Below are 14,262 nucleotides of genomic sequence, written 5' to 3' on the forward strand. Positions count from 1 at the left end.
TTCTTTTTCTTATGGGCAGCCGGATGCTGTCAGAGGGCGTCACTTCAGCCTGATCCAGGATCACCGTTTAAGGATCAGGAGCAGGAGTCCCAACCTCTGTATGTACACGAGTAGTCTTCTAGAAATAATAAAGGATCATTAATAGCCATCGTATATGTCATTAGCAGGAAAATTATATAAATATAACACTATACTTTTTTGGTAATAGAGTATAAAGTTCCCTCTTACCCCAATAAAAGCGCAGATAAACGCATTATTTGACGGATCCAATGTGACAAAAACCGCATTTATGTTAAAGGAAATGACATCAGTTACAACTATATTTCAATTCCTTTAAGTTGCCGGATTTCCATTGCTTTAAGGTGAACCAGGTTGGTAGTATTAGACTCGTTAGCGAACACTACTGAAATTTTAAGGAGGCTGACATATGAAAAGTTTTGGACTATCAAAACTGAAAAAGCTGAGTTTACCAATTATTGCTGCAGGCGCATTTTTCTTCGCTGCACCAATGGTCACTGACGCAGCAGACGATGTTTCCCTAGGAGATCGCCTTCTACTTGAAGGCAAAGACAATGCACAGGTGGAGGAACTTCAGGAACTGCTCGCTGATCGCGGATACTTAGAAGAGAATGCAATAGATGGATTCTTTGATCGTGGTACCCGTGACGCTGTAACAGCGTTTCAGGAGGATGCCAACATACTGGTTGACGGTCTTGCCGGCGTTCAGACAATCGGTGCACTCTCACTTCTGCGCGAAGGTGACGAAGGTGCTCCCGTTGAAGCACTGCAGGAAAGCCTGAAGGAACTAGGTTACTATGACAACACAGCAGACGGGGACTTCGACCGTGCCACTCATGATGCGGTGGTAGATTTCCAGACTGCTAAAGATATTTTAGTAGACGGTATTGCCGGTCCTGAGACTTACGGTACACTGCATGCCGCTCTTACCGGTGAAACACGAGTAGAATCTTCATCTGATTCTTCCTCTGAAAGTGAAAGCAGCTCTTCTGAAGAAAGCAGCAGCTCAGATGAGGGAAGCTCATCAGAGAGCGAAAGCAGCTCAGATGAATCCAGCTCTTCCGAGAGCAGCGAAGGATCTTCTGAAAGCAGCGAATCCGGTACAGTAATGGAAATGGAAGCAACAGCTTACACTGCCTACTGTGACGGATGCACAGGCATCACTTACACTGGCCAGGACCTGCGTGCCAACCCTGACAAAAAGGTAATAGCTGTAGACCCTGACGTGATCCCACTCGGATCCACTGTATACGTTGAAGGCTACGGCGAAGCCATTGCCGGCGACATCGGCGGTGCGATCCAGGGTAACCGAATCGATCTTCACATGGCAACAAAAGAAGAAGCACTTGAATTCGGCCGCCAGACAGTAACAGTTGAAGTTCTTGATTAATCATTCAGCATAAAAACCCGGTATCCCGATTGGGATGCCGGGTTTCTTTATGTGCTCCACTCTTTATCGTCCGCTCCGTCTTCTTGTTTTCCTGCGGAACAAAAGAACAATCAGAAGGCCGATCAGTCCGATTCTTCCTGTGAGATGAAGCACTTCTGAATCGTACATATATGCTGCCGCAAGAGCTGTCAGAAAGCACATTCCGGCAATCACATAAACAGGTATGAAAACATCTGTTTTCCCCATGCGTACCACTCCTGTTATCTGAATGAAGCCATATCACCAAGGATGAGCAGGAATACAATCGACACGATCGGTACTGCTGTCACAAGTGCAAAACCGCCTACGAGAATCAGCTGCGCCGTTTCTTTGAGTTTTTTGTCGTTCCCGGCTTTTCTGGACGCATCGCCTCCAAGCTTAAACATCCATATTTTCATGAGGGCGGCAGCGGCGGCAATAAGTACAACCGGGGTTACCGGATCAATCGTTCCCCGACCCTCCATGTAAAAATACAGAACCACTACAGCGAGAATAAAAGGTGATTCAAGCAGGGCGGCTCTTACAAAAAAGGGGCCCTGCTCCTTTCCTGCATGCTCCGCACCTTGCTTTCCTTCCGCCAGGGGTTTCATCACGCGCGAAAATAGAAAATAAAAGCAAATCATATACCCGATACTTGCGGCAACGAATAGAAACTCCACAGTCTCATCCTTTCATACTTAAACAACCGGAAAATCTCCCCGTCCCGGAATCTTTTTTCTTTATAAGTATATCACGTCACAGCCTGTCACCATGACGGACGCTCGTAAATTTACTGGCAGCTATTCAGATCTTTTACTCCCTGTGAAACTCGAGGCGGGCTTTTTCCAGTACCATATTTTCGCTTATAAAAGCGTAATCATATAAAATGGGAAACAGAGAACCTGTTAATTTGGAGGGACATGACATGACGAAAACGATCCGGATGCTGCAGTTTGAGGACTACCCTTATATGGAAGCGATGGACACAGCAGTTGAGGACGATTATATTAAACGGATTTTTGAGAGACTTACAAGCGGTCCACACAAGCTGTACGGGATGTTTCTTGGTGACCGCCTTGTAAGTGTAGGCGGGTATTCCATTTTTGCCCGCAGTTACGCTATGCTTGGACGCCTTAGGAGCGACCGGAATTACAGAGGAATGAATCATACAACAGAACTGCTTCGCCATATAAAAGAAGAAGCATTCAGGCTTGAAGATATCCGCTGGGCCGGAGCGAATACACAGGAAGAAAATACTGCAGCACGCCGTGTTCTCGAAAAGGCCGGTCTCACACCATGCGCTATCCTCCACGGAGCGATTACCAAGAATACCTCTGCCCTGGAAACCGGTGCAAAACCATGGGCCCCGGTCAGGAACTCCAGGGAAAGGAAGCAGTGGCTTGAGCGCGTGTTTACTGAATCAGAAGCGGTGTTCCCATACGAGTGCTATTACCCGTTTCCAGCTTCTGAAGATCTTTTTGCAGAAGATGCCGTCAGGGACTGGCAATTCTATGAGAACCCGGATCAGAGCCGGGTGCTTATTACAAAGCACGATCAGAAAAAATATCATTACCTGCATGCGATTTACCCGTGGCAGGACTTCAAGGAGCAGAACGGACTCTGGGAAACGATTACGAATGACTACCGCGTCCTTTCGGAACAATATACAGATGAGGAAACGTATGTGTGGATGGACATGAGCAGAGAGGCTGTTGATGCGCTTCCGTCTGAGCACCCGTTTACACTGCCGTCTCCGTGGATTCTGCATGGAGAAAAGAAGCCTGATAATAAATAAAGGCTGTTTTCGGATAGATTGTTGTTTTCTGCGCAGGCCGACGCTTTCCGCGGGCAACGCCTCAGCCTCCTCGGGAGCTTTTCTGCTTCTTCCTCTTCCAGTCCAGCTCCGAGGTACATGCGTCGAAGCAACTCGCAGCCTATTCTTGATGTAGTTGCTCGTTATTGCTTTTCCCGCAGGAGACGCGGCCTTTCGCTACGAAATTAAAGCTGGTTAAAGCAACAATCTTTTTTGAAAAGAGCCAAAATAAAAGAGAGGGAACCCGCAAAGGGGCCCTCTCTTTTTGTCAGCAGCACGAATCCAGGCCATGCATCACGATGCTCCGCTGTCCTTCACGGATCTCCACATCAAGTGAAATACTTTCGGTCTGTTCTTGAATAACAGGATCAACGGCAACCCGAATCCCGTTTATTTCCATCACTTCATCCCGGTCCTGTGCATCTTCAAGACGGACACCGAGCTGCGGACTCCCGCATCCCATTCCCGCAAAGAAGAACCGGACAGCATCAACTTGTGTCTCCTCCAGCATTTCCTCAAGAAAAGCTCTAGCTTCATCTGTAATGGTCATGGTCATCTCCTCCTTATTTCACTACTTTACGGTTTCAGTAAAAAGCTCCTGCAGCTTTGTTACATTTGTCAGCCACGGTACAACAAGGGTCCTTCCAGCATAACGCTTCATAACAAGGTCGATCCATTTCCACTCATACGAAGCCCGTTCCCTCATTAGCGCATCTGTCGTTTCAGTTGCTGCCATACTTTGATTTACAATCCACCATGCGGGCATCATTCCTGCCCTCTTCAAGTCTTTTTCCAGGCGTTCCGCTTCAAGTACCGGTGTTGCCTCAGGCAAAGTAACAATGGCAACGAAGGTCTCTTCCGCATTTCGCAGTCGGGGCAGAAGCTTTTCCACAGACTTCGGCACGTCTCCCGATGAGCGGGCAACTTCCTTCTGGTACGACTGGGAGGCATCCAGTAACAGCAGCGTGTGTCCGGTCGGTGCTGTATCGATCACCACAAACTGGTCATCCGCTTTTCCCACCACATCTGCAAAAGCCTGGAAAACGGCAATCTCCTCTGTGCAGGGTGACTCAAGATCCTCCTGCAGGTACTTCAGTCCAGCTTCATCCAGACTGTCCGCTGAACGGGCAAGTACATTCTGTTTATAGGCTTCTGTTACTTTTTCAGGATCGATGGCACTGACGGTCATCCGTTCTTTTTCTTCGTGGTTCAATACAGTATGTGAAATATGATCCGCCGGGTCGGTTGTAGTCAGGTGAACCTTTTTTCCAGCACGAACGAGTCCCGCTGCAATTGCGGCAGCCGTCACCGTTTTTCCAACTCCGCCTTTCCCCATTGTCATAATAACGCCGGAGGAACGGGTTCTAAGCTCATTAAGAATCTGCTCCACACCAGGCAGTTCCACCTTGTCATCTTGACGGGCAGCCACCCTCTGCCCATTCACTTCGTGACGAAGGAGGGAACGCAGAGCCTCCGCCCCCGTCAGGGAATAGGAAACCAGGGGCAGCGTAAATTGCGGCAGCGTCGCAAGGTGACGATCAATACTCTTAACAGCCTCCCTCTGCTGCTCATAAAGCGCTCCGGCCACAGGATCATGTCTGTCAGCCGGTTCAAACACACCGTTTAATAGAAGCACCTGGTTTTTCAGACCTGTACCAGCCAGCTCTGTGCCTGCACGGGCAGCTTCCTTTAATGACGATTGATCGGGGCGGGCAACGAGAATCAGGCTCGTCTGCTCCCCGTCTGCCAGCACATTCACCGTCTTTTTATACAATGCCTTTTTAGCCTCCAGACCGGCAAGCGGCCCAAGGCAGGAGGCACCGTGCGTGCTTTCATCAAGAAAGCCGGACCATGCTGCCGGCAGTTGAAGCAGTCTTAGCGTATGCCCAGTCGGGGCTGTATCAAACACAATATGATCGTAGGAGCTGAGCAGCCGTTCGTCAGATACGAGAGCTGCAAACTGATCAAATGCTGCAATTTCAACGGTACAGGCACCTGAAAGCTGCTCCTCCATCTGGTTAACGACCGGCGCCGGCAGCTGATCCCGGTAAGGGCCTACTACTTTATCACGATAGGCTTCTGCAGCTGCTTCCGGATCAATGTTCACCGCATCAAGCCCTGAGACTCCCTCGACAGGAGCCGGTAAGGAACCTACCGGGATCCCGAATACATCATCCAGATTTGAAGCCGGGTCGGTACTTACAAGAAGAACTTTTCTGCCTGCATCGGCAAGTGCCGTTGACACCGCACAGGCAGCCGACGTTTTCCCGACACCTCCTTTTCCTGTGAAAAATAAAAAAGGGGTCTCAGGGATCGTGTCTCTGGTGAAAATATCAGTCATCGTCTGCACCTTCCTTTCCGGTCAGATAAGTGTCCGTTTGTCTTTCTTTTTTTCCGGCACTGTGAGAACAGATCGGTCCATACCGGCCCAGCCCGCCAGTTCCTCGTATGACGGATAGGACCCTGATTTTTCGATCCTGCCATTTACAAGAATAAGAGGAAGTGCCTCTGTTCCCTTTTCCTCGAGAGCCTTCTTTACCGTTTCATCATCCACAAAGGCCTGAGGCTCACTCCCGAGATTAAAACGCCGGATATTGATACCTTTTTTTTCAAGCAGAAAAACGGCATTCGCCATTCTGGTAAGTTCAGGATCAACGGTTGGACCGCAAACACCTGTTTCACAGCACATAGCGGGATCAAAGATTCGAATGACTGCATCCATGTTTACATCACCTCATTTTTTCTGGAAAAATCTGCTTTAATTACGAAAAAAACCGGGATTGCTCCCGGCTCACAGTTTATTCTCCGGTCTCGGCAAAGCGTTTAATGCGGCTTCCGATCTCGTCTCGGACACGCTGGAATACTGCCCATTTTTCTTCGTCTGTTCCTTCTGCTTTTGCCGGATCGTCAAAGCCCCAGTGAACGCGTTCTTTGTTTGGCGGCGTTGCCGGGCAGACGTCGTTTGCATGTCCACAGAGTGTGACAACAAGGTCCGCACGATCAAGGAGATCTTTATCAATCGTGTCGGAAGTCTGATCGGTAATATCGATATCCACTTCGTTCATCGCTTTAACGGCTTTCGGATTTACGCCGTGTGCTTCAATTCCGGCAGAATAGACCTCATATTTGTCGTTGAGGTAATGCTTCCCCCACGCTTCCGCCATCTGGCTTCGGCAGGAATTACCTGTACAGAGAAAATAGATTACCGGCTTTGTCATCTTCATCAAGCTCCTTTAAATACATCATTTTTAATCCGGTTTCATTATATAATCATCCGCTTATATAATCAACCGCGAATATCTGGTACATTTACGAAAAGTTGTGTGAGATTTTCAAAAAAGGTGCATCTTTATTGACCGTGAAAATCGTTTTCATTTATATTTATAATGTAACATTCTTCACAACCTATATCGATTCTTTTGGATTCAGAAACGATCACGAAAGGATGGTAACGATGCTTAAGCAGTCAATGACAATGCTCATTAATAAGAATAAAGAAGAGATCCTCCGCAGTGAACGCGAACTCAATAAAATCGAAGAACGCCTGGATCAGAAACTTACACGTAAGACAACCCGTAAGCTGGAAAATAAATAAAGCAGAATGACCTGATGTGACTTGTTCATATCAGGTTTTTTCTGTCCTAACTCCCCTCACCTCCTAATAAGCTAGAGTAAAGGTGCGTGAGGGGATATGGTGCTTACTACGCTTTTATTCTGTATGCTTATTGGCTTTGACGGCCTGCTCTGGGGCGCGATTATCGGGTATAAACGCGTCTATTTCCCATTCGGTCAGCTTCTTCTCCTTTCAGCCGGTGTCGGGCTCATTTTCTTTTCAACTTATCTGGTCGGTTCCGCTGTGGGTGTGGAAATCTCCACTTCGCTGTTAAATCGGCTGAGCGGCATGGTGTTCCTCGCCGTCGGTCTTCTCCAGCTTACTCACTCCGGGCAATTTCTCTTTGCCCGCCTGGTGCGCAATCTGTTTATCATTGTAAATATTGATAACATCGGCTACGGCGTCTTATCAGGCGTTCAGGAAGTTCACCCTCTGACCAGTCTGTTTGTGGCAGCGGCTTTTTTTATGCTGTTTGTGATCGGGATGATTACCGGAAGTTCCGAACGTTTTCGTTTTCTGACTCGTAACAACAAAGTACTGCCGTCTCTCGTGCTCATTGTGATCGGCACGTATAAACTTCTGTTTTCATAAAGAGGAAGGTACGGCGGTTTCAATAATACTCAAAAAAGGCTGATTCCAGTGGCTCCCACCTGAAATCAGTCTCTTCATCTTTTCCGGCGATTACTGGATTATTCAAACCTTCTTTACATGCTTTTTACAAAGTACCTCCTGCCAGTATGATAAAATCATTGAAGTAATAAATAACAGTCAGGAGTTTTCACATGTTCAAAAATGTTCTTGAGATTTTCTTTGTTTCACTCAGGCTCGGACTCACTTCTTTCGGAGGCCCGGTTGCTCACCTTGGTTACTTTCACAATGAATACGTCAAGCGACGGAAATGGCTCGATGATAAAGCTTACGCCGATCTTGTTGCCCTTTCCCAGTTTATTCCGGGACCGGCAAGCAGTCAGGTCGGGATCGGGATCGGATTAATGAGAGCTGGCCTCCCAGGCGCGGTGGCATCGTTTATTGGCTTTACACTTCCCTCTGTGGCTGTTCTGATCGGCTTTGCCTTTATGATCCAGACCTATGATCTTACGGACGCCGGCTGGATCTATGGATTGAAAATCGTGGCGGTAGCGGTCGTGGCCCAGGCCATTATGGGCATGGGAAAAAAGCTCGCCCCTGATCGTGAACGGGCTTCGATTGCCATCGTGACACTTATTCTTGTTCTTTTATGGCAGACCGTTTACAGTCAGGTCGCCTTTATCGTTCTTGCCGGAGTGGCGGGGTACTTTGTTTACAGGCACCAGAAGCCGGAAGACACACCCGACATTCTGACCGGGCTCAGTTACCGCTTTGCGGCCGGCTGTCTCGGACTGTTCTTTACGCTGCTCGCTCTTCTGCCGCTGGCGCGTCAGATGTTTGAAGCCCAGTGGCTTGCCCTCTTCGACAGCTTTTACCGTGCAGGCGCACTCGTGTTTGGCGGCGGGCACGTTGTGCTGCCTCTTCTCGAGCGGGAAGTTGTGCCTTCCGGACTTGTTGGCGCGGATGAATTTCTTGCCGGTTACGGGGCCACCCAGGCTGTTCCCGGGCCGCTGTTTACTTTCGCCTCGTACCTGGGAACGGTTGCCGGCGGGATCAGCGGGGGGCTGATCGCGACCGCAGCAATCTTCCTGCCGGCGTTTCTTCTGATTCTCGGCACCCTGCCGTTCTGGAGCCGGATTCGTAAACACCCGGTCATTCAGCCTGCTGTACTCGGTGTGAATGCCGCGGTCGTTGGAATTCTCGCGGCAGCCCTTTATAATCCGATTTTCACAAGCGCTATTGATACAGCAGTCGATTTTGCTTTTGCCGCCGGCCTTTTCGGTCTTCTCGTTTACTGGAAAATGCCGGCCTGGCTCGTCGTACTCATCGGAATCGTCGGAGGAGCTGTTATTTCCTGGCTGTTTTACGGTCAGATTCTCTTCGGACTCTAGTTCTCTGCAGAACACAAAAAAGGACCGACCGACAACTTAACGTGTCAGCTGGTCCTTTTTTTCTATGCGGTTGCCCATTTTCCAACGCTGTCCAGTGCGGACTGCTGAGGAAAATGTTTCTTAAAGATGCGGTAGTAAAGGGCTTCCTGCTTGCTTCTGATCGGCACATTGGACTCTTTCTGGATCCGCTCAAATTCCTGATCCGAGAAAACTTCATTCGCATAGGCGTCGAGAACGTCCAGTGCTCCGCTTCCTTCTGAGAACTCCTCTTTCGTTCTCCAAAGCACGTTCTCCGGAATCCAGCCGTCAAACGCTTTTCTGAGAAGCCATTTTTCCATACGGTCTTTTTTGTGCACCTTCAGATCCGCGGGAATTTTCAGTGCGTCCTTGATCACTTCGAGATCGAGAAACGGCACCCGCAGTTCAAGGGAGTGCGCCATGCTCATCCGGTCGGCACGCTGCAGGTTCACGTAGTGCAGCACGTTGAGCATGCGGACAATTTCCTCATTGAGCTTGTTCGTGTCCTGATACTCGCTCAGGTACTGATAGCCGGCGAAAAGCTCGTCAGCCCCTTCACCTGAGAGAATGACCTTCACTTTGCTGGCGGCGAGCTTTGAAACGAAATAGTTCGGAACCGCGCTGCGTACAAGTGAGGGCTCATATGATTCAAGATGATAAATCACGTTTTCCATTGCTTCGACAAGTTCTTCTTCAGTGTAAATATATTCATAGTGCTCGGTGCCGAGGTATTCCGCCACTTCGCGGGCACGGAGGATGTCCGCACTGCCTTCGGATCCAACGCAGAATGATTTGATCGGTTTGTCTGTGTGCTCATTTGCAATGGCTGCAATCAGACTGCTGTCCAGCCCTCCGCTGAGAAGCACCCCAACTTCAACATCCGCCATAAGGCGCTTCTTAACCGATCCCACAAGGTTTTCACGTATCGTCACAAGGTGGGCATCCACGTCATGATCAGGTTTTTCAATGTGAGGGGCTTCGATCTTACGGTAGGAAACAAATCCTTTTTCCGGCGTAAAGTAATGCCCGTGCGGGAACTCATGGGCATCATCAATCAGAAGATAGAGCGTCTTAAGTTCTGAGGAAAAATAGTAGTGCCCTTCCTCGTCCCGGCCGTAGTAAAGAGGCTTGATTCCTAGCGTGTCACGTCCCGCCACAAAAGTATTGTTTTCTACATCTGCAATAAAGTACCCGAACATGCCATCCAGTTTCTCTATGCTTTCTGCTCCTTCTTTTTCGTAAAGTTTAAGAACGGCTTCACTGTCTGAGTGTGTAAGAAATTGTTCGCCATAAAGATCTTCATTTCTGAGGCGGAGATGATTATAGATCTCACCGTTACAGACGAGCCATTTATTTTCTTCGGCATTTGTAATCGGCTGAATGCCATCGTCCAGTCCTACAATTGAGAGTCGCTGATGCCCGAGGTGAAAGGCGTTTACTTCGACGTGTTTCCCTTCATCGGGGCCGCGGTGCTTCATGCTTTCCAGCACGCTGTCCATCATTTTTTCATCTACTGGTCTGGTTGTTGCAAAAATGCCACACATTTTATTAAAGTCACTCCTGTAGGTTTGTCTGTGAGTCTGTGAAACAGTATACGGAAGTTTCCATCCGTTTACAAATGGCACCCGGCAAGGCATTCGGGCTTCGCTGTCATGATGAAGGAGGCTTTCGTCTGCTGCAGACAGAGGTGCGTTATTTTAGGTGTTTACCCCTGTTTTTGAACGATTATGCGCTTTTTTTGAATGTAACGGCTGTCATTTGGCGGGTTTACTGCCCCCTTTAAAAAAGCCGGCTCCTGCCTAAGCAGAAACCGGACTGTCTTTGTCTTATTCAATTGTAAAATCCTCAGATAAATGTTCATGAATCTCATCGTTTTCAATGTGGATTACCACGTGGTAATCTCCTGTTTCCTCAAACTCATGATCAAGGATGTACAGGCCCTCGCCTTCATACTCCATGTCGACCCACTCGCGCACTTCATCACCGTGCTGCCACATTTCAAGCGTTACTTCTCCATCCTCAAGAGGTTCCCCATTTTTAGTCACTGTGATTTCGATGCGGCTGTCCCCATTCAGGGAATCAAAGTTGGACTCGACCTCTACAAGGTCGGAATGATGATGGTGGTGCCCGTTCCCGTCTCCGTGACCGCCATTTTCGTCATCTTCGCCATGGTCGTGGTCATGACTGTGATCCTCTTCTTCCTCAATGTAGTCTGACTCTTCCACATCCCCTACCGCAATCTCGTGCCGGGGCATGACGTGCTGCCCGCGGGCGGTCACATGGGGAACAACATAATAAATACCGTCTTCTTCAAACGTGTATGGTGCTGTATATACACCTTCTTCTACATTTTCGTAGTCCACCATGTCACTGTCCTCCTGATTGCCCTGAATCCAGACTTCAAAGACGACTTCATCAGCGTCATCCACCGGATTGCCTTCCTGTGTGACTTCAGTTTCCAGCGTCCACTCACCCGGATCGCCCTCTTCATCCATCAGCACTTCAACATCAATCGGTCCAAACTGGTCAGTATTATCTGCACCGCTATTCTCCTCTTCATCCTGACCGCATGCAGCAGCCAGAAGTGCTGCTCCAATTAAAATAGAAAGTACCTTTTTCATTTTTTCTCTCCCTTTCGGCTTAAAAAGCCCCGTTAATGTTTCTTACAGCAGCCGGACACATTCATCTGGCTGTTCAGCTCATCAATTGCTTCTGCAAGAGTATAAAGTGAACCACCGAAGCCCTTTTGAAATTTGACCGCCTGGTCTTTAGACGCAAACGGAATTACTTGAGGCTGGCAGCATTGCATAACCGGATCTGCCCCTATAAGAAAGTACGCCATCTTTGCGCTGATCGTGGTATCTGTGAGAAAATCCTTACAGATAAACTGTGAAACACCATTCTGCAGATCATCATATCTTAGAATGCCGCAATGGGCGCAGCACAGATGCTCCACATGGTTATTTTCATCAATCAACTGAATCTGCTGACGGCCAGCATTGGGTTTATGACAGTAAGTACATGACCCCCTTCCTGCCATTTCGGAAGATGACGAAGTCTTTTTTGATACTCCGCGGCTTGTCCTCACCAGCTCACCGCTCTCTGTCAGCTGCTGAATATCACGGTAGACTGTCATCTCAGAGACCCCGAGTCTTTTACTCAGGTCTGTTACGCGCAATTGGTTTTCTTTCTCGAGCCAATCGAGAATCTGTTTTTTTCGCTGATCAGGCAGCACAATTATCCCCTCCTGCAAAGCTATGTAACCGGTTCCGTTTAAATTATAGCCTCCCGCTGTTCCCATCACAATATCATAATGTTTGGTTTTGTGAATAAATGATGACTTTTTAACACGAGTCAGCAAAAAGGAAGATCGAAACTTCTTACCAGTTTAAACCGTACTTGTATCAGAAAGTTATTAAAGGAGTCTGTCAAAAATGAGCATTCTTTTTCACCGGGGCCGAGTGGACCCTGATAAACTGAATAAACTTCTTATTTCTGTTCTGATCCTTGCCCTTATTGGGAGTTTTTTTCTTCCGTTCGTCCTTATTGCTTTTGTCCAGGATGCCCTGTATTTCTCCGAGCATCACTGGCTGTTTCTTGCCCCGACATCCGCTTTCTATGCGATCGGGGGCGGATTGATCTGGTTTGCCGCATTGATCCTCGCTTACATTGTGATTTATCATATCCGAGACCGTAAGGATCGTGACGTCCCTCATAAATGGGCTTTTCTCACTGCTTCCCTGTTCATGATTCCAATGATCACTGCAGGGATTGCAAACTATTATTATATTGACGAATCGGGTATTCATTTCAGTGGTCTTACAACCATTAGTGAAACCACATTCCACTGGTATGAAATTGAAACCGTACAGCCAGTAGGGGAAGACGATCGCTACATCGCCTATTACCTTTTCACAAGTAAGAATGGGGAGTATTATCTCATGCCTTACACGCAGGATTTCTCTCAGCAGCGGAACAGGATCATGTCTGCCCTGGAAGAAAACGATGTACCTGTTCTTGAACAGACCTACGACCCCGATTTGCCTTAACATCTGGAGGGATAATATGAGAAACCAAACACCAGACAGGAGGCGGGAACAATGTGTACATATTAGTTGATTGTTCAAAAATTACGAGACGCCTGCGGGAAAAGCAAGAGCTGAAGATCCACCGGGGCGATCTTCCCCCGGTTAGCTGAAGCCTTGCCCGCGGCAAGCGAGTGTATTTTTGAACAATCAGCCATTATAATACTGCCCAAAGCAAAGGACCCTCACCGACGGTGAGGGTCCTTTCTATTAAACTGAGTTTTGTCACAGCCTCCTAGACTAAACTTACTTAATCACCATCAGGGGAGTGCCTTACTCGAACTGATCAGCAAACTCACTGTAAAATCTGCTGATTTTCTCGATTACTTCCGATTCGGGCATATGATCTTCTTCCTGCTTAATTGACACATCAAGATAAATTCCGTCTTTGGCAGTCTGGAATGTGAGCATTCCTTTTTCACCGCTTGCACTTATGGTGTACTGAAACATCTGCCCGTCCACTTCCACTTCATTTTTATAAGGCTCATGAAAAGGTTCAGGGCTCTGAATCATGACGAGGCTGAACTCGCTGAAATCATCATACGGACCGTAAACCCGCCGAATATCAAATTCCGCTTCAAATCCTTCTTCCATTTCCATCAACTGACGGTTTCGTCCCACTTCTTCCTCGTGCACATAGTAAAGATCCACACGCTCTGCGGTTCCGTGTCGCGGTGCTACGTCCACAGCAGTAATAAGATAATCGTCAAGCTCGGGAATCGCGTACGGAAAATCCACTTCCTCATCCAGCATGTCCGGATTCATTTCAGATCCAACCTCACTCGAGCATGCGATGATCACCAGAAGAAACGGTACGAGGAGCCAGATCATCCGCATGGAAGCTCCCTCCCTTTTTTTAAAGTTCTTACTCTTTGTATTCGATTTCATAGTACCATAATCCTTCCTTACTTCTTTATACAGGAATAAGCTCCCGGGCAAACAGCTCAGCGCCAGACATTAAAACTGCTTAGCCCTGAAGAGCTTTTTCCTGCCATTGAGATCATCTGCATTTAAGGGCATTTGTCAGAAAAAATGGGCGACAATCTGGGCCAGACTGTAGAACGCACTCAATACCGCCATAAGCAGGCCGGCTGTTTTAATCCACCCCACAGGCATCTGTTGAATAAAAAAGCCAAGCGTCCAGACAATTGCCGGATAAAGAAACTCAGTTCCCGGCTCTCTGCTCATCTGTCCGGTCATTCCAAGAACCGCATACACACCAACAACAATGAAGGCAGCTGAAGTCCCCAGCCCCTGCCATCTCATAATCCGCCACTCCCTTTTTATTTGATGGAGACAAGTGTGGAAAATGTGCTGTCTTATGTATA

General features: G+C 48.1%; 17 protein-coding genes. 6 read left to right on the forward strand and 11 right to left on the reverse strand.

Annotated elements, in window-relative coordinates; genetic code table 11:
• Positions 1-427 precede the first annotated feature (427 nt).
• Positions 428-1,408 (forward strand): peptidoglycan-binding protein, encoded by a 981-nt coding sequence (locus CR205_RS10235; RefSeq protein WP_110519214.1) that lies wholly within the window; start codon positions 428-430, stop codon positions 1,406-1,408.
• 63 nt (positions 1,409-1,471) lie between these two features.
• Here the strand turns inward: CR205_RS10235 and CR205_RS10240 are convergent, their stop codons facing one another.
• Positions 1,472-1,654, reverse strand: coding sequence for a hypothetical protein (locus CR205_RS10240; RefSeq protein WP_110519216.1), 183 nt, complete (start codon positions 1,652-1,654; stop codon positions 1,472-1,474).
• A 14-nt stretch (positions 1,655-1,668) separates the two neighbouring features.
• Positions 1,669-2,106, reverse strand: a complete 438-nt coding sequence (locus CR205_RS10245; RefSeq protein WP_110519218.1) for a hypothetical protein — start codon at positions 2,104-2,106, stop codon at positions 1,669-1,671.
• 245 nt (positions 2,107-2,351) lie between these two features.
• Between CR205_RS10245 and CR205_RS10250 the strand changes: the two genes are divergently transcribed.
• The gene (locus CR205_RS10250; protein ID WP_110519220.1) at positions 2,352-3,221 is read left to right on the forward strand and encodes a GNAT family N-acetyltransferase; all 870 of its coding nucleotides are present in this window, start codon (positions 2,352-2,354) and stop codon (positions 3,219-3,221) included.
• Between the two features lie 286 nt (positions 3,222-3,507).
• Here the strand turns inward: CR205_RS10250 and CR205_RS10255 are convergent, their stop codons facing one another.
• The 4 genes from CR205_RS10255 to arsC form a co-directional block, all read right to left on the reverse strand.
• Positions 3,508-3,789 carry an iron-sulfur cluster assembly accessory protein gene (locus tag CR205_RS10255; RefSeq protein ID WP_110519222.1) on the reverse strand — a complete coding sequence of 94 codons (282 nt, stop codon included), beginning with the start codon at positions 3,787-3,789 and terminating at the stop codon, positions 3,508-3,510.
• A 21-nt stretch (positions 3,790-3,810) separates the two neighbouring features.
• A complete protein-coding gene (gene arsA / locus CR205_RS10260; protein ID WP_110519224.1) occupies positions 3,811-5,580 on the reverse strand; it encodes an arsenical pump-driving ATPase in 1,770 nt (589 codons plus the stop codon).
• Positions 5,581-5,601: 21 nt separating this feature from the next.
• Entirely contained in the window at positions 5,602-5,961 is a 360-nt protein-coding gene (gene arsD / locus CR205_RS10265) for an arsenite efflux transporter metallochaperone ArsD (RefSeq protein ID WP_110519226.1), read from the reverse strand.
• Between the two features lie 76 nt (positions 5,962-6,037).
• Entirely contained in the window at positions 6,038-6,457 is a 420-nt protein-coding gene (arsC, locus tag CR205_RS10270) for an arsenate reductase (thioredoxin) (RefSeq protein ID WP_110519228.1), read from the reverse strand.
• Positions 6,458-6,597: 140 nt separating this feature from the next.
• Here arsC and CR205_RS20515 point away from each other — a divergent pair, with 140 nt between their 5' ends.
• From CR205_RS20515 to chrA, 3 genes are all read left to right on the forward strand, one after another.
• Entirely contained in the window at positions 6,598-6,834 is a 237-nt protein-coding gene (locus CR205_RS20515; protein ID WP_236634776.1) for an FbpB family small basic protein, read from the forward strand.
• Positions 6,835-6,930: 96 nt separating this feature from the next.
• Positions 6,931-7,443, forward strand: a complete 513-nt coding sequence (locus CR205_RS10280; protein WP_142669882.1) for a hypothetical protein — start codon at positions 6,931-6,933, stop codon at positions 7,441-7,443.
• Positions 7,444-7,634: 191 nt separating this feature from the next.
• Positions 7,635-8,831 carry a chromate efflux transporter gene (gene chrA / locus CR205_RS10285; protein WP_110519232.1) on the forward strand — a complete coding sequence of 399 codons (1,197 nt, stop codon included), beginning with the start codon at positions 7,635-7,637 and terminating at the stop codon, positions 8,829-8,831.
• 62 nt (positions 8,832-8,893) lie between these two features.
• Here the strand turns inward: chrA and asnB are convergent, their stop codons facing one another.
• The 3 genes from asnB to CR205_RS10300 form a co-directional block, all read right to left on the reverse strand.
• Complete coding sequence (asnB, locus tag CR205_RS10290) at positions 8,894-10,393, reverse strand: asparagine synthase B (protein ID WP_110519234.1); 1,500 nt, start codon at positions 10,391-10,393, stop codon at positions 8,894-8,896.
• Between the two features lie 282 nt (positions 10,394-10,675).
• Positions 10,676-11,470 (reverse strand): FixH family protein, encoded by a 795-nt coding sequence (locus CR205_RS10295; protein WP_110519236.1) that lies wholly within the window; start codon positions 11,468-11,470, stop codon positions 10,676-10,678.
• Between the two features lie 32 nt (positions 11,471-11,502).
• Positions 11,503-12,084, reverse strand: a complete 582-nt coding sequence (locus CR205_RS10300) for a DeoR family transcriptional regulator (protein WP_110519238.1) — start codon at positions 12,082-12,084, stop codon at positions 11,503-11,505.
• A 199-nt stretch (positions 12,085-12,283) separates the two neighbouring features.
• Here CR205_RS10300 and CR205_RS10305 point away from each other — a divergent pair, with 199 nt between their 5' ends.
• A complete protein-coding gene (locus CR205_RS10305) occupies positions 12,284-12,898 on the forward strand; it encodes an Asp23/Gls24 family envelope stress response protein (RefSeq protein ID WP_110519240.1) in 615 nt (204 codons plus the stop codon).
• Between the two features lie 309 nt (positions 12,899-13,207).
• Here CR205_RS10305 and CR205_RS10310 read toward each other — a convergent pair whose 3' ends face one another.
• Together CR205_RS10310 and CR205_RS10315 are read right to left on the reverse strand one after the other, a co-directional pair.
• Positions 13,208-13,771, reverse strand: coding sequence for a hypothetical protein (locus CR205_RS10310; protein WP_110519242.1), 564 nt, complete (start codon positions 13,769-13,771; stop codon positions 13,208-13,210).
• A 186-nt stretch (positions 13,772-13,957) separates the two neighbouring features.
• Positions 13,958-14,200: a hypothetical protein gene (locus tag CR205_RS10315; protein ID WP_110519244.1), complete on the reverse strand. Its 243-nt coding sequence runs from the start codon at positions 14,198-14,200 to the stop codon at positions 13,958-13,960.
• Positions 14,201-14,262 lie beyond the last annotated feature (62 nt).

The sequence above is a fragment of the Alteribacter lacisalsi genome (assembly GCF_003226345.1).
In the GTDB taxonomy this organism is placed as follows: Bacteria; Bacillota; Bacilli; order Bacillales; family Salisediminibacteriaceae; genus Alteribacter; species Alteribacter lacisalsi.

What these genes read in the sequence shown, in the direction of transcription:
- CR205_RS10255 (WP_110519222.1), bottom strand. Translation starts at nt 3,789, where the DNA reads ATGACCATTACAGATGAAGCTAGAGCTTTTCTTGAGGAAATGCTGGAG.
- CR205_RS10240 (WP_110519216.1), bottom strand. Translation starts at nt 1,654, where the DNA reads ATGGGGAAAACAGATGTTTTCATACCTGTTTATGTGATTGCCGGAATG.
- arsC (WP_110519228.1), bottom strand. Translation starts at nt 6,457, where the DNA reads ATGACAAAGCCGGTAATCTATTTTCTCTGTACAGGTAATTCCTGCCGA.
- CR205_RS10315 (WP_110519244.1), bottom strand. Translation starts at nt 14,200, where the DNA reads ATGAGATGGCAGGGGCTGGGGACTTCAGCTGCCTTCATTGTTGTTGGT.
- arsD (WP_110519226.1), bottom strand. Translation starts at nt 5,961, where the DNA reads ATGGATGCAGTCATTCGAATCTTTGATCCCGCTATGTGCTGTGAAACA.
- CR205_RS10310 (WP_110519242.1), bottom strand. Translation starts at nt 13,771, where the DNA reads ATGCGGATGATCTGGCTCCTCGTACCGTTTCTTCTGGTGATCATCGCA.
- arsA (WP_110519224.1), bottom strand. Translation starts at nt 5,580, where the DNA reads ATGACTGATATTTTCACCAGAGACACGATCCCTGAGACCCCTTTTTTA.
- CR205_RS10235 (WP_110519214.1), top strand. Translation starts at nt 428, where the DNA reads ATGAAAAGTTTTGGACTATCAAAACTGAAAAAGCTGAGTTTACCAATT.
- CR205_RS10305 (WP_110519240.1), top strand. Translation starts at nt 12,284, where the DNA reads ATGAGCATTCTTTTTCACCGGGGCCGAGTGGACCCTGATAAACTGAAT.
- CR205_RS10280 (WP_142669882.1), top strand. Translation starts at nt 6,931, where the DNA reads ATGGTGCTTACTACGCTTTTATTCTGTATGCTTATTGGCTTTGACGGC.
- asnB (WP_110519234.1), bottom strand. Translation starts at nt 10,393, where the DNA reads ATGTGTGGCATTTTTGCAACAACCAGACCAGTAGATGAAAAAATGATG.
- CR205_RS10295 (WP_110519236.1), bottom strand. Translation starts at nt 11,470, where the DNA reads ATGAAAAAGGTACTTTCTATTTTAATTGGAGCAGCACTTCTGGCTGCT.
- chrA (WP_110519232.1), top strand. Translation starts at nt 7,635, where the DNA reads ATGTTCAAAAATGTTCTTGAGATTTTCTTTGTTTCACTCAGGCTCGGA.
- CR205_RS10250 (WP_110519220.1), top strand. Translation starts at nt 2,352, where the DNA reads ATGACGAAAACGATCCGGATGCTGCAGTTTGAGGACTACCCTTATATG.